The 14,329-nt window shown below is 39.4% G+C and carries 13 protein-coding genes; 2 read left to right on the forward strand and 11 right to left on the reverse strand.

Annotation, left to right across the window (positions count from 1 at the left end):
• Window positions 1–35 precede the first annotated feature (35 nt).
• The 4 genes from ACSVDH_RS22360 to ACSVDH_RS22375 form a co-directional block, all read right to left on the reverse strand.
• Window positions 36–1,247: an ROK family transcriptional regulator gene (locus ACSVDH_RS22360; protein ID WP_439251815.1), complete on the reverse strand. Its 1,212-nt coding sequence runs from the start codon at window positions 1,245–1,247 to the stop codon at window positions 36–38.
• A gap of 568 nt (window positions 1,248–1,815) precedes the next feature.
• Window positions 1,816–2,829: a pectinesterase family protein gene (locus ACSVDH_RS22365; protein ID WP_439251814.1), complete on the reverse strand. Its 1,014-nt coding sequence runs from the start codon at window positions 2,827–2,829 to the stop codon at window positions 1,816–1,818.
• A 12-nt stretch (window positions 2,830–2,841) separates the two neighbouring features.
• Complete coding sequence (locus tag ACSVDH_RS22370) at window positions 2,842–3,750, reverse strand: dienelactone hydrolase family protein (RefSeq protein WP_439251813.1); 909 nt, start codon at window positions 3,748–3,750, stop codon at window positions 2,842–2,844.
• A gap of 572 nt (window positions 3,751–4,322) precedes the next feature.
• Window positions 4,323–4,994, reverse strand: coding sequence for a TIM barrel protein (locus ACSVDH_RS22375; RefSeq protein WP_439251812.1), 672 nt, complete (start codon window positions 4,992–4,994; stop codon window positions 4,323–4,325).
• A 309-nt stretch (window positions 4,995–5,303) separates the two neighbouring features.
• Here ACSVDH_RS22375 and ACSVDH_RS22380 point away from each other — a divergent pair, with 309 nt between their 5' ends.
• On the forward strand, window positions 5,304–5,621 hold the full coding sequence (locus ACSVDH_RS22380; RefSeq protein WP_439251811.1) for a hypothetical protein: 318 nt from the start codon (window positions 5,304–5,306) through the stop codon (window positions 5,619–5,621).
• On the forward strand, window positions 5,612–5,725 hold the full coding sequence (locus ACSVDH_RS22385) for a hypothetical protein (RefSeq protein ID WP_518618350.1): 114 nt from the start codon (window positions 5,612–5,614) through the stop codon (window positions 5,723–5,725). The genes ACSVDH_RS22380 and ACSVDH_RS22385 overlap by 10 nt, the downstream gene beginning before the upstream one ends.
• Before the next feature lie 44 nt (window positions 5,726–5,769).
• On the opposite strand, the gene ACSVDH_RS22390 is transcribed toward ACSVDH_RS22385, so the two are convergent.
• The 7 genes from ACSVDH_RS22390 to ACSVDH_RS22420 all read right to left on the reverse strand — a co-directional run bounded on the left by ACSVDH_RS22390 (window position 5,770) and on the right by ACSVDH_RS22420 (window position 14,228).
• Window positions 5,770–6,873: a GerAB/ArcD/ProY family transporter gene (locus ACSVDH_RS22390; protein WP_439251810.1), complete on the reverse strand. Its 1,104-nt coding sequence runs from the start codon at window positions 6,871–6,873 to the stop codon at window positions 5,770–5,772.
• 29 nt (window positions 6,874–6,902) lie between these two features.
• Window positions 6,903–7,145 (reverse strand): hypothetical protein, encoded by a 243-nt coding sequence (locus ACSVDH_RS22395; RefSeq protein ID WP_439251809.1) that lies wholly within the window; start codon window positions 7,143–7,145, stop codon window positions 6,903–6,905.
• Window positions 7,146–7,148: 3 nt separating this feature from the next.
• On the reverse strand, window positions 7,149–8,318 hold the full coding sequence (locus ACSVDH_RS22400) for a Ger(x)C family spore germination protein (protein WP_439251808.1): 1,170 nt from the start codon (window positions 8,316–8,318) through the stop codon (window positions 7,149–7,151).
• A gap of 3 nt (window positions 8,319–8,321) precedes the next feature.
• Window positions 8,322–9,827, reverse strand: coding sequence for a spore germination protein (locus ACSVDH_RS22405; protein ID WP_439251807.1), 1,506 nt, complete (start codon window positions 9,825–9,827; stop codon window positions 8,322–8,324).
• Between the two features lie 317 nt (window positions 9,828–10,144).
• A complete protein-coding gene (locus ACSVDH_RS22410) occupies window positions 10,145–11,503 on the reverse strand; it encodes a glycoside hydrolase family 28 protein (protein WP_439251806.1) in 1,359 nt (452 codons plus the stop codon).
• Window positions 11,504–11,518: 15 nt separating this feature from the next.
• On the reverse strand, window positions 11,519–12,634 hold the full coding sequence (locus tag ACSVDH_RS22415; protein ID WP_439251805.1) for a glycoside hydrolase family 88/105 protein: 1,116 nt from the start codon (window positions 12,632–12,634) through the stop codon (window positions 11,519–11,521).
• A complete protein-coding gene (locus ACSVDH_RS22420) occupies window positions 12,615–14,228 on the reverse strand; it encodes a glycoside hydrolase family 43 protein (RefSeq protein WP_439251804.1) in 1,614 nt (537 codons plus the stop codon). The genes ACSVDH_RS22415 and ACSVDH_RS22420 overlap by 20 nt, the downstream gene beginning before the upstream one ends.
• Between the last annotated feature and the right edge of the window lie 101 nt (window positions 14,229–14,329).

The raw sequence follows: 14,329 nt of genomic DNA on the forward strand, positions 1-14,329 counted from the left end.
TTATTTTTGATTAAATCAACTACTTTATAAATCTTTCAGCCTTGCATGAGTGAAAACCGAAACTGATCCTGCAATAAAACAGATGCAGCTCCTATCATTTCAAGATCACCACCTAAGGAAGGCGGTAATATCTTCAAGTCTTCAGCCATCGCTTCCATGACGTTCTCTAATACCGAGGTTCTAAGCTTTGCTAAATAAATTGGATTATTTGCTACGACCTCACCTCCTATAATGATCACCTCAGGATTAAATAAATGAACAAGATTAATGATACTTTTTGATAAATAGGATACAGTTTCATCACATAATTTGACGGCCAACTCATCATTTTCTTGAAGGGCTTCACTGAAGATGGCGGGAGTAATAGCCGTCATATTCCCATTCACCTTTTCCAGCATTATTGAGGATTTGCCGCTAGAAAGTGAAGAAAGGATCCTTGAAAAAATAGCCGGCCAGCTTACATAGGTTTCAAGACAGCCAATATTGCCGCATTCACACTGGAAGCCCCCGCGGTCGATGCTAGTATGGCCAAATTCACCAGCTCCGCCGTTATGCCCCCTGTAAATTTCACCATTCACAACAATTCCTGCGCCAACCCCATCCCCCTGTGTGATATAGATCATATTTTGATGTGAACTGTATAAACCAAAGTTTTTTTCAGCTAGGATATAGGCATTTGTATCATTATCCAGATAAACCTTTTTTAGAAACCTTTGCTCTAGTAAACTCTTTAATGGGACATTTTTAAGTTTTAGCTCCGCATTGTACCTTACGACACCTTTAGAGGAATTAACAATCCCTTGCGTAATCATGGAGATGCCGATACAATGCTCCTTATTTTGGGACATGCTCATGAAATCCTCTATTAAATCAAGTAAATACTTGGTGAATGCTTCGCCTTGATACGAGTTTGTTGAAAACATTTCCTTCCTTTTTACCTTTGCCTCTAAGTTCATCTCTGCCATCGTAATAACAGAACTGCGAATCGAAATCCCGATTAAATATTTTGAATCAGGTGAAAACCTCACAAGAATTGGTTTTCTCCCCCCGCTTGAATGACCAATTCCATCTTCATAAACAAGGCCTTCCTGAATTAATTCCGAAACCGCAGAGGTAACAGTTGTAGGACTTAATTTATTTTTTTTCGCAATATCAGATCTTGAAATTGGTCCCTGTAGTCTAATCGTTTCTAAGACGATGGAACGATTAAGTTCTTGGATTAATTTTAAATCTCCTGTTCTCTTCATAAATTGTCTATGACACCCCTTATTTTGTGATTAGTTTGTTTTTCCAGTGGGTTTATTAAGTGTGAATACTTTTTGTAAGGGGACTCCTTTTCTAATGTATATTTCACTATGGTCCAGTGGTTCGATATTGGAAAGCGATTACATTTTTAAAAAAATAAATGATAATAAACTGTTCACTGCTGATAGTATATCAATGATGAAGGATGAGAAGATATTGAGTGTATTGTCCTGCAAGGATGAAGTAATATGAATGTGATAAAGACGATGTAGTTACTAATTAACTTTTTCCAATGACTTTATTAAGTTATATGTCCATATTAACAAATCCATAAATGATTTCAATATTTAGCCTCCACTTTTTGTTCGTCAAAAACTGACAAACAGCAATGTATGTTAAAATGAATTTTTTAACGAATAGGGACAGTCTCCGAAAATATTAGGAAACTGCCCCCATAAAAAAGCACTCTATGAAGTTGAACTATTCCTCCATAAGGCATTCACTTAATTAAACCCCAGCACCTTATTCCCATCTACAACCAGTTCCACGATTTTCTTAGCTCCATATCGACTAAAATGGTGATAATCCGGTGATGTGTTTTGAAGATTCACAGCCTTCAAGAAAAGATGGCCAATCATCTTCTGCACGTAAAACATGTTCAATCGAATACTCCTTTGCTTCTTCCTTTGTTAACACCTTCGCCCATTTCACACGTTTTTCCATGCAGCCGCCTGGACCGCTGCTGTTGTACTCTGCATAGAAGGCAGATTTTTCTGCATGGGGCTTATTCCAATTATCCCAGCCCTCCTCCTTGATGTGCTCATCCATCCAACAATTAATGAAAACCGTTTTGGCATAATCCCGCCAAGGTCTTCCTAAGTACACTGTATTTGGGGCTGCATTACTTGTTAAGCGGCAGTCAATAAAGACGTAGCCAAACCTTTGCTCAATTGGAGTCGAGGCTGCAGTAATATATCCGTTGACCTCGCTGGACCGATCTTTACTAAAAATCTCACATTTATGAAAGACTGCCGTAGCTGAGCCAAAGATAAAATCAACATCACCTTCCATATAACAGTTTGAAAAATAACTTCTTCCTGCCCGTCTTTCCAATCCATCCCTAGGGCCGCCAAAACGATTGCCTTCGATTGGTTTAGGAGGAAGCGGAGCAGTAAATAAGGTATCTTGACTTCCTAAAAAAGAACAATGATGGAATTCAAGCTTATCTGCATCAACATAAACTGCAACTGCTTGGCCAACTTCAGTCCCGCAGCCGGCATGATTTTCAAAGGTGATATTTTGTGCAATAAAATGGTCGCCGGTTATAAGAGTGGAGTATGAAGAAAAGGTCCCCATCTTTTCCCCATTTGGCAGCTGCTTTTTGGCATAATCGCCAAACGTAATTTTCACTTTATCCTTATCCGTCCCAATCAAGGAAATAAAAGGCTTGTTGATCTCAAGCTTCTCATGATACACACCATCTTTTATATAGATGATTACTCTTTCATGGTTATTTTCGGGTATACTGTTAATCGCTTCTTGAATCGTTGTAAATTGGCCGCTTCCATCTTGTGCAACAATCATCTTATCACCATCTTATAATTTGCTTTGGAGAAACGCAGAGACATCTGATCGCATCGCGGCGGTCTCAATATGTCCGCACTGATAGCGAAGCATCTTCCAATTCTCCGGATGATTCTCCGCTGCATATTTTTCTTTTAATGCTTCATCAATGATCGTTAACCCCTCAAAAGGTGTAAGCCTATCATCATTTCCAACCACACTCAAATGGGGTCTTGGGGCGATCAGCGCTTGAATTTCCGCTGTTTGAAAATATTTTAATAGACTCGGAACATATGAATAAAAGCCATGATGATCTAGTCCGCGTTTTTGGATCAATGTTTGGGCATCAACTTGAGCTGCAATATCGATACATACCTTTATCCGGACATCGAGGGCGGAAAGCCACCATGCCATTAATCCGCCCATTGACATGCCAACGGTAGCGATTCTGGCGGGATCAACATCCTCTCTCGCTGTTAAATAGTCAACCGCACGCATATTATCATAAATCATCATTCCCCACATGACTTGGCCCTTCCAAAGCATTTCTTTAAATAATTCACTTTCAGCCTTGCCTCTTCTCTCGCCAAATCCCCACATATCAATGCATAGGACACCATATCTTAAGGCTGTCAGCTCTTCTGCATAAGATGGCTTCTGCAGATATTCACTGCTTTGGATCAGCTCGGTCTTGCCAATATGATAATTTCCTCCGTGGGAATGATTAAAAAGGATAGTTGGCAGCTTGCCGCTGCCTTCTTTAGGTCTAGCAAAATAAGCTGGGACAAGGTCGATTCCGTTTAAGTCCATTAATAATACTTCCAGTATAAAGGCACCTTTATCAACTTCTTTTATTTTTTTTACAGCTAAGTCATCCGTTCTTTCTGGCAAATCACCGAGTAACGAAAATAATGTTTGGCGTTTGGTTTCTTTTGAGATCATCTTATCTTCCCCAATTCAATAATCACTTTCTTTTTAAGTAAGATAAATGATTTTCTTTTATAACGTCCATAATCATTTTGTAAGAACCCCTGCTTTACCAATAAAATATAAACGCTTCCAAACATAATCTGATCTAATGATTACTTACACAAAGAAAAGAACCCTTGAGATCCTTTACTAAATGGTCCCTGTACACTCTAATATGAGGTTGTTTTTGCTAATGGAGCCATTTTTTGTATCTGAAAATTAATTTTCGGGGCTTACATGTGGGGCTTTACATGTCCAAAAAACGGCTCCGCACCATGTGGACCGGCAGCCAAATTTACGGCATGCTATGACTCTTATAATCTCTTTATTATAATAAATAGGAAATTTCTCATGTCCTGGTTGAAAGGAAAAGATCAAACCGTCTTATCGTGACAAAAATGTCTTTTTCGAAGGCCCTTCTTTAAAATTCATAAGGAGATTCAATCTATGGAAATGCCGCCCCATTTTACCCAATTGAGAAACTTCGTTAACCCCGCACCAGGATTCTCAATCGGAAAATATTCCAATGCAACATATCCTTTAAATCAAGTTTCCTCAATTGCTTTTAAGATGTTTATATAATAGAGCTCGCCGATATATGGCTCGTGTCTACCTGGAACTCCAGCTACATGAAAATGTCCGATTTTTTCAATATTTTCAGTAATTGTAGAAATAATATTGCCTTCCATAATTTGCATATGATAAATATCGTAAAGCACCTTGACATATGGGCTCCCTACTTCTTCAACAATATGAAACCCTTCCTTGGCACTATCCAGATAGTATCCTTTATGGTCGACAATGGTATTGAGCGGTTCAATGACCAACGTAATACCTGACTGCTTTAGGAAAGGCACACATGCCCTCAGGCCATCTACAATACTGCGGTGCTGTTCCCTGCGAGAGATTGCCGGAAGCTCTTGACCAACCTGAGAAACAATGGTACTGCAACCGAGCATCTTAGCAACACCAATTGTTTGCCTTACACCCCGCACATATTCCTGCCTTTTGGCAGGGTCAGTCAAACTGATGAATTTGGTGACAATGCTGGAAAGCTGAAGATGAAAAGCCTCTTTTGCTACCATAATTGCTTGCAGGTCTTTATCCCACCAACTCCAAAATTCAAAGGCACTAAAGCCTAAATGTTTAACCTCCCTCATACTCTGGATAAAATCCTTGCCCAAATATACAGATTCAATCACAACCGAAAATTTCATTGTTATCTCTTTTACTAAATACTCCCGAAAAAAGCAGGAATACCAGTCTTCCTTTTATTTATATATAACGTATTTGAAACAAAGTTTGCTAGATACATTATTAAGTTTATGCAATGCTTTCTAAAATAATTATTATCATTAACGGAACAATACCCCTTAAATCAATTGGAATGCATCGGGAAGATTACATGCTTCCTGCCTTGTTAATAGTTGATGGTGCAATCCTAAGCATAAGTGAGACCCAACTCTACAAATGTTAGTAAAGATCCTGATATGATTGTAAATTTGCAAGCAAAAAGGAGGTATCTCATGAAAATTTATATCGCACAAAATGGAGATACTTTAATAAACATTTCAGAAAAATTTAAAGTTGATTTATTACAGGTTAAATTCTCTTATAGTGAAAAAGATCATGAGATTATTCGCCAAATGAAAGATGCTTTAAATCAAGCTGCTACAGCAATGGGGATTCCCTTGATTTCAAGAAACGGCCAACCGCCAATCTGTCTTATGCCGCCGGGAAGCGACTATAATGAGTCAGGAACTTGCCGGATGTGTGATGATCCAACTACTTCAGCTATACAAACCGCTACGGTCAAATTCACGGTATTTCGGGACTGTATGTAGCTGATAACAGCATGTTACCTTCTGTTGGAGCTGCTAATCCTCCCCTTACAACGGTTGCTCTTTCGATCAGAACAGCAGATTATATTATTAATCAATTAAAATGAATATGAAGTAAAACGGAAATATTTTTATCAATTGTTTATTAAAGTTACTTTGATTCTATCTTCTTCCCCATAAAAAGCGTAAGAAAAGTTATAATAAGCAGAGGAAGAACGACAACTATTGTAATAAATAACGGCCAAACGACAAGAACAATATCTGCATGCTCAATTTCCGATTTATACATCGTAAGTGAAAGAAGCAGCGCAATGAACGCCACGGGGAAAATAATGATCCGCTCATCACTCATTTTAAGCACCCTTGCAAGAGTCTCTTTTAGAATAAACAGCGTGATGGATGCTTTCATATAAGAACCAACAATTAATGCTATTCCAATAAAAGATTCAATCCTCGTAATAATCTCTCTTATATTTATCAAACGCGCAAGTTGAAACAGTGAATATTTAAAGGTTCCTGCGAGCGGTCCTAAAGCCATAATCGAGCAAAGAACAGAAATGACTAACAGGAAGCCTTGTATCAGCAAGACTGAAAACATGTATTTTTTCAACTTGTTGTTCTTTTCCTTGCGAACGAAAGGTAGTAATAAAGAAAAAAGAATTAGTTCTGAATATGGGAATCCTAAAACCATATAAGTTCCGTGAATAACTGGCTTTATTCCATCCGGCATGACAGGCAAAAGATTTCCTGCTTGATAGAACGGAATCGTCAATAATAACACAGATACTGAAAATAACGTCATGTAGATTAAAAGCATAACAAACATTCTTGCCATAACTTCGAAGCCTGCTCTTACTGACATTGCAGCAACAAGCAAAATCAGCGAGTGAAATACATAAGGAGGTGTTTCCCTCATCATTGCCGTTGTAAGAAATCCTCCTATATCAACAACAATATTGGATAACATTAATAGAAGCAGGAGTAGTATCGGGATGGAAATACAAACTGTAATCCATTTCCCTAAAATTTTGCGGCTAACATCGATAAAGGTCAGATCAGGATTTTTACGATATAAAAAAAAGACGCATGCTAATAAGAACATTCCATATCCATTTGCAATGATTACAGACAACCAGGCACCGTTGTTCGCTGCCTCTGCCAAAGGCTGCGGCATGTTGATATTGGCAGACCCGAGCATAAAAGAGAGAAATAAGCAAGCCATTTGCGCACTACTGACTGTTTCCTCTTTCTTCAACACTATTCCCCCCTTTTAAAATAATGCGATTACTTTGGAGCCTTAATGGAATCAACAATTTGTTGTGCAGGCTTGGCAAAAATAAAGTGAATGAGTTCATCCAGAGTTGGCCACGGTAATCTAAGCACATAAACGAGACTTAAGTAAACAACTGGAATCATTAGCATTACATAAACAATACGCTCGCGACGATTTGTTTTTTTAAATTTTGGAAAATCATATAACAGCATTCCTGCTGATAAGATAATTAGTAAAAGCGTTTTTTCAACCAATGTTTAATCCTCCGTTACTTTTTGGCCAAGGGGCATGCCTGTCCCTGTAACTCTGACTTCAACATCAACAGCAAAATCGATGTCGGCAAAGATATCGTCCCATTCCTTTTCCCGCTTTTTCCACAAGGCGGGATCTTGCTTATAGAGTTTATTCCCAATCCCGAGCACATCCACTTTCTTTTCTTGGAAACGCTCGATTATTTCTTCCAGCTCATCTTTGATCATTTTTTCAATATGAGCTTCTAATTTTTTTACATCTTCTTGAGTTGTAATAGACGTGCATCGAATCTCACCAACTATTCCTTCTATTTTGGTCTCCATTTTAATAGAAGGTTGATATCCGGTAAGCTGGGGAGATATTTTTGTTCTAACCGATCGAACCTCTAACGTTTCCTTTTTGCTATTCTTATCACTTCCTGGATTTATACACGGAAACTCAATAACCCCATTTTCGTACTCATTTTTTAACATAAGAATCTTTTGTACTTCGTCTGCTGTTAGGTGATCAACCATCTTCCCTTTGCTAATAATTGCTGCACCATTGCTATATGGAGACTTTTGCGGTTCGTCAGTCGTTTCGATGTAAGGAATCATCGCAGTTTTCACCTTGCTATTTAGCTCCAGCGCTATATCTAACATAAGAGATCTTTTTGTCTTTCCAGAAACGTTAGCAGAGGATTCTGTAATCGTCTTTAATTCCTGACCCAATGTTCTCTCGATAAACGGCTTTAGTTTCCAATAGTCAGCAGCTTTTCCCTTTGTAATAATGACAAGCATTGTCAGCCGCGTTTCATGATCACGATAAAAATAGTCAAGAACTTCCCCAATATCGTGTTCTTTTGCAAACTTTTCTCCGATTAAAATGACCCGCATATGGCTCCATTGTGCTCTGCGCCCATAATATCGGGGCAAGTCACGTGCCGCATCAAAAAGGCTTTCATTTTCTGTTTTAATCGTAATATATGAAGGTTTGTCCCCACCAGCCCCTGCTCCTCCAATCGTTTCGAGCGGTGAATATACTTGTGCGTTTAATTCAATGCTCCCATCCTCTGTTTGATCTAAGCTTACACCCATTAAAAATCCAAGCTCGGTTAATTCCTGACTATTCCAACACCCTGTTAAACAAATCAATAAGCAAATAATAGGCAAAGCTTTCTTAAAGAAGGAATTCATAGTCTACCATACTTTCTTAGGAGATTTAGATTGTACATCATGATTTCGTGGAGAATTCCACAATGATTTAATTGGCGCCCTTATTAAAACATCAAGTAGCTGCTTCGGTCTAAATGGAGTTAATGGGCTAAAATACGGTTGCCCCAATGACCTTAAATATGTTAAATGCAGCATGATAAGCAGGTAACCGATCATGATCCCAAATCCGCCCAATACCGCAGCCAAAACCATCAATGGAAATTGAAGAAGCCGAATCCCAATAGCAATGCTGTAGTGGGGCATCGCAAAAGAAGCAATTCCGGTTAATGCAACTAAAATAACAATGGCTGGAGATGCGATATTGGCATTAATGGCGGCTTCACCAACAATCAGTGCTCCAACGATACTTACCGCAGACCCCACCGGCCTTGGCAGACGAATTCCGGCTTCCCTTAATAGTTCAAAGAAAAAAATCATGATTAATACTTCAAGAAATGCTGGGAAAGGGAGGCCTTCCCGAGTATCTAGAATCGCCATTAATAAGTTTGTCGGGATGAGTTCGGGATGAAAAGTAGTTAAAGCAATAAAAGCACTAGGCAATGTTAAGGCCATAAAGAATGCTGCAATTCTTATTACGCGAATAAATGATGAAAACATGACTCGATGATAATAATCTTCGCTTGCTTGAAAGAATTCAGTGAATAGACCGGGACAGATCAATATGGTTCCCGTCCCTTGCACCATTACGATAATTTTCCCTTCTAATAAGCTAGAAACGGCTACATCTGGACGTTCAGTAGATCGATATTGGGGAAAAGGAGAATAAGTTGAGTCCTCAATTAACTCTTCAATATTTGCTGTTTCTAAAATCTCCCCTTTTTTAGCAGAATCAATCCTTTTTTTAAACTCTACCAGCGTTTCCTTGTCAACGGTTCCTTCAAGATAACCAAAGGCGACCTCCGTCCTGGCAGCTCCTCCTGCATGAAATTTCTCAATTTTAAAACGGGGATTCTTTAATCGATTTCGCAATAACCCGATGTTTCTTTGCAGCTGTTCGACTGTCCCTTCACGGGGGCCTTTCACTACAGACTCCGTTACAGGTTCAGTAACGTCCCGCATGTTAATTTGTTGGGCCTGGGAATAGGACAACACTTTCTCCCAGCCATCAAAAAAGATGACAATATGACCTTGCAATATGTCGTCCACAGCCTGCTCGAAGCTATCAACAAGAACAGCGTTTTGAGCAGAAATACCATGTCGATTAAAAAAGTTTATGACATCTTTCGGGGAAATCATTGTCGCTGGACCAATTTCGTGCGGCACCAAATCCTGCATGGATTCTTTCATGTAATTGACTGATTTCTCTTGCACCAATGTCTCGAAATACACTGAAAAAGCTGTATAAGTAAGATCAGGACCGTATTGCCAGAAAAATATGTTGAGATCTTCACAGGAAGAAAAAACGTTTTTCATTCGCTCTTTATTTTCCGATAAATTTGTGGAGATCAGCGTAGATTGGTCAAAAGACATAACCATAACCTCTTTTTCCCTTTATTGTTATATTCTGATTTAAAGGTTTGGAATTTATTCATCATACCTCTTAATGTGAAACTTCTTAAAAAAGAGCAACCTTAAACTTCCTTTAGTGTGTTAAGCTAACTGTTACTTCTGCCTTCATACTTTAAGTCTTTCACCCTAGAGATTACACCCATGCCTGGACCATAACGTAAAAAAGAGCCCTTAATGGACTCTTTGTGAATGAATTTTAACGCATAATTTATTATTCTTTTTGATTTCATTTTGATATTTCCGCACTGAAATGGAAATTGCTTATCAATGCCTTGTTTTTAGATCTTATACGTTGCATTCTTCAATACGATCATTGAATCATCTGATCTTGGATGTTTGGATTGGCATTTACTAAATTCAATATCCTCTCCATTTTCCATGTAAAAGGCAGGACCTTCATGGTTTGAGACCGTTACCCGATGAAAGCTGACACCTCTGACGTTTCCGCAAAAAAAGCCGCGTTGTTTCATTGGCTCAAGCTCAGACATCATTGCAGGCAATCCTGGTTCTGCATCATCAGCCATAGCAACCTGCACATCATCAAACGTTACATCCTCTACATACATTTCTGCTAAGCCGTATAAAAATCCTGCAGCAGCACTTACCTCACGTGCTGTAATCTGAGAGAAATGTATTCTTCTAAAAGCAGGTGTTTCCTCTGTAACAGGATAAGGATTTTTATCCCAAACATATTTGTCCTTACCGCGTGGGCCGCAGAAGTAGTAAAGATTTGCGATAAATGGACAGATCACGCCTTTCATGATGATATTACTTACGCGAATATCTTCGACAACTCCACCTCGTCCACGTCTTGATTTTAGGCGAATGCCGCGGTCTGTTCCTTCGAACACACAGTTACTTACCGTTACGTTGCGAATGTCTCCGCTCATTTCGCTTCCAAGCACAACGCCGCCATGTCCATGGATCATCGTACAGTTTGTGATCGTAATATTTTCGCAAGGAATCCGCTCTTTTTTGTCCTCTGTGCCTGCTTTAATCGCAATACAATCATCACCAACATCAATATGACAATCTGAAATTCGTACATTTCGGCATGACTCTGGATCAATTCCATCTGTATTTGGAGAATGACTTGGGTTTACGATCGATAGATTATGAATCGTTACATCCTCACAGCAGATAGGATTGACCGTCCAGCTTGGTGACTGAATCATTTTAACTCCAGATAGTAGAATATGTTTACAAGAGTCAAAGCTTACCAGCTTTGGACGAGGATACTTATTTTCTTTTTTGCGGAACAGGTCCCACCAAAATTGGCCATTTCCATCTAACGTTCCATGCCCTGTTACAGAAATGTTTTCACTGTTTTCTGCATAAACGCATGATGCATAAACATCCCTTTTTACACCTTCCCAGCGAGAATGGACGATCGGATATTCGTTCACATCTGTACTAAAAAATAGAGTCGAACCAGCCTCTAAAAATAGATTTACATTGCTTTTTAAGATAACCGCCCCGGTGAGAAAACGGCCTGCTGGAACATAAACCGTTCCTCCGCCATTTTCCACGCAAGCATTAATGGCCTGGGCAATCGCTTTCGTATTGACTGTTTTCCCATCTCCAATTGCTCCATATTGCGTAATGTCATACAAGCTGGATGTCATGGTCGATACCATCACAATCTCCCCTTTCTATTGGTCGTTTTCCACTTCAGCTGCCGCTAAAATAAAAGCCCCTACTCCCTTAAGATCATTCGTAATAATCGGTTCGCTTATATAATATTCAAACGTTCCATCCCGCTTATCAGGACCGCCCAGCCCTGCAACCTGGCAATTTTTATTTAAGTTAACCAAGCCTTCACTTGTAACCGTTACAAACTCCTCAATAATGCCCTTATAGACACGGTCTGCAACATTTGCCCAGTCATTGTTTATGTAACCAAGCCTTACACCCTTTGCAATGGCATATAAAATCATGCAGGAAGCTGATGCTTCAAGATAATTCCCTTTGCGGTCTCCCTTATCAAGGACCTGATACCAAACTCCCGATTCTTTGTCTTGAACATTTTTTAAGGCGATTAATACCTCTGTCAGCAATACAAGTAATGCATCACGGTCTTTATGAGTTTCTGGAAGGAAATCAAGGGTATCCACCAACCCCATCACAAACCAGCCCATGGACCTTCCCCAGAAATTCTTTGAATGGCCTGTTTCCGGATTGCACCATGGCTGTACCTTCTTTTCATCAAATGCATGATAAAGGAGCCCTGTTTCATGATCTTTCGTGTTTTTGGCACATAGTAAAAATTGTTTTGCGATATCATCAAATTCCTCTTCCTTGCCAAACTCCTTTATATACTCTGCATAGAATGGGGAACCCATATACAGGCCGTCTAGCCAAATCTGATAGGGATAGACTTTTTTATGCCAGAAAACGCCTTCTGACGTACGCGGATGTGACTCCAATTGCCTTCTTAAAAGATCTACCGCTTTTTTATACTTCTCTTCACCTGTTTCCTTATATAGGGTAAGCAAAACCTTGCCATTGTTTATATGATCAATATTAAAGTGATTGATGTCATATTCCCTTATTTCGCCCTCTTCATTTACAAAGGCATCCATGTTTTTTTTCATATAATCAAAATACTTTTGCTCACCTGTTTTTTTCCAAACCAGTTCTGTTCCCTTTAACACAACGCCATAATCATACGACCATTTATCATTTTGCACACCTGCACACAAAAGCGGTCGTCGCGCAATAACAGAGTCAATCATTCTCTTTGACCAATTAAGCGTTTTTGTTTCCATGTTTTTCATCCCTTTCATCTATTTCCTTTGGTTTGTAAATGAAATAATGAAAATCAGCATGTTTGTTTATGCCTTGCAGATCCTGGACACATAATCCAATAAAGTTTCCAGTAAACCCGTTCCCCTCATCCGAAAGATGAGCAATACTGATTGGTCCTTCGACTTCTTGCCAATCATTTGAGTCAGTTGTATAAAAGAAGGTTGCATCTGCATCCTTTAATACCGCTTTCAGTCTGCAGCTCTTTGTCCCTTCAACGGAAATCCACAGATTTAGCTGCTCAAACTCTCCCCAAACACATCTCATAATATTGAGACATTTTCCTTTTTCCTCATCATGTGAAAGATAGAAGTAGACATAATTATCGGTGTTGTAATAAAGAACAAGGCCGGCCATTTGTAAAAATGTTTCCGGTTCAAATTCTATTTCAGTTTCTGCCTCACAAGAGAAATGCTGCTGCCTTCTTGCGATTAAATGTTGATTATGAAGTGAATGAAGCGATTCTCCGCCTTTGATTCGCAAATAGCCTTTCCGTTCTGATAATGAACACCAGGTTTCATCCGGGGCTTTGCGAAGCGTATTCCATGTTGGATGTAAGGCTTCGCTCTGGAATTCATCATGTTCATTTTGATCGGGCGAAAATGGGTGCTGCGGCAGGTTGGGAGCTTTCACTTCAACTTGGGCTTCATTGCCGCCGCATTCAAGACGAAGCCATCCGTCATCAGTCCATTTCACACGCTGGAGTGCTGTTTCACGGCCTAATATGGAATAGTTGCCATTGACCGGACGGCTGCATAAATGTGCCATAAACCATTCACCCGTTTGCGTGCAAACTAAACTGCCGTGACCAGCCTTCTGCAATGGTAAATGTTGATCATGTGCAGATGTTAACATCGGATTTAACGGGTCTACTTCATATGGACCTGTGATTTCTTTTGACCTTGCTACCGTAGCGGCATGAGTTTTGCCTGTTCCTCCTTCAGCTGTGATCAAATAGTAATAACCGTTTTGTTTGTAAAGATGAGGAGCTTCTGTTTTTCTTAATTCTGTGCCATCAAAGATTTTATAAATTGGCCCAACTAATTTTCCCGCATCTGGTGAGTACTCCTGCATGACAATCCCAGCGGATTTATTCCTGCCGTCAATGCGATAATCCCAATGAACATTTAAAAGCCATTTTCGTCCATCCTCATCATGAAATAGCGAGGGATCAAAACTTCCGCTGTTTAAGAAGATTGGTTTTGACCAAGGCCCGGTCACATCAGTTGCCGTAACCAAGTAGTTATGGGCATCTTTAAATGGATACTTGCTTCTCTTTACATCTGTGTACACTAAATAAAACAAACCGTCATGATAGCTTAACGCAGGTGCCCAAACGCTGCATGAATCCGGATTCCCTGTAAAGTTTACCTTGTCATTTATGATATTTGTCAGATGTCTCCAGTTTTGCAGATCCTTCGAATGATAGACAGGTACCCCCGGATACCATTCAAAGGTCGAAGTGACGATATAGTAGTTATCTCCTGCACGAACAATACAAGGATCTGGATTGAATCCGGTTAAAATTGGATTTTTAATAAAGGATTGATTTTCCATGTTTAATCTCCTTTCTTAATGGAAAGGTCCTACCTTCTATAAAGTGAGACTTCCATCAGTGAGGATTTTCCGAAGTAATAATGTAAAAGAGCCGACTTTTG

Source organism: Metabacillus sp. Hm71 (genome assembly GCF_051842955.2).
GTDB lineage: Bacteria > Bacillota > Bacilli > Bacillales > Bacillaceae > Metabacillus.

Bases quoted from the DNA above. Each gene is read 5' to 3' on its own strand.
- ACSVDH_RS22420 (WP_439251804.1), bottom strand. From the start codon at position 14,228: ATGGAAAATCAATCCTTTATTAAAAATCCAATTTTAACCGGATTCAAT.
- ACSVDH_RS22410 (WP_439251806.1), bottom strand. From the start codon at position 11,503: ATGGTATCGACCATGACATCCAGCTTGTATGACATTACGCAATATGGA.
- ACSVDH_RS22365 (WP_439251814.1), bottom strand. From the start codon at position 2,829: ATGATTGTTGCACAAGATGGAAGCGGCCAATTTACAACGATTCAAGAA.
- ACSVDH_RS22360 (WP_439251815.1), bottom strand. From the start codon at position 1,247: ATGAAGAGAACAGGAGATTTAAAATTAATCCAAGAACTTAATCGTTCC.
- ACSVDH_RS22370 (WP_439251813.1), bottom strand. From the start codon at position 3,750: ATGATCTCAAAAGAAACCAAACGCCAAACATTATTTTCGTTACTCGGT.
- ACSVDH_RS22380 (WP_439251811.1), top strand. From the start codon at position 5,304: ATGAAAATTTATATCGCACAAAATGGAGATACTTTAATAAACATTTCA.
- ACSVDH_RS22375 (WP_439251812.1), bottom strand. From the start codon at position 4,994: ATGAAATTTTCGGTTGTGATTGAATCTGTATATTTGGGCAAGGATTTT.
- ACSVDH_RS22400 (WP_439251808.1), bottom strand. From the start codon at position 8,318: ATGAATTCCTTCTTTAAGAAAGCTTTGCCTATTATTTGCTTATTGATT.
- ACSVDH_RS22415 (WP_439251805.1), bottom strand. From the start codon at position 12,634: ATGGAAACAAAAACGCTTAATTGGTCAAAGAGAATGATTGACTCTGTT.
- ACSVDH_RS22405 (WP_439251807.1), bottom strand. From the start codon at position 9,827: ATGTCTTTTGACCAATCTACGCTGATCTCCACAAATTTATCGGAAAAT.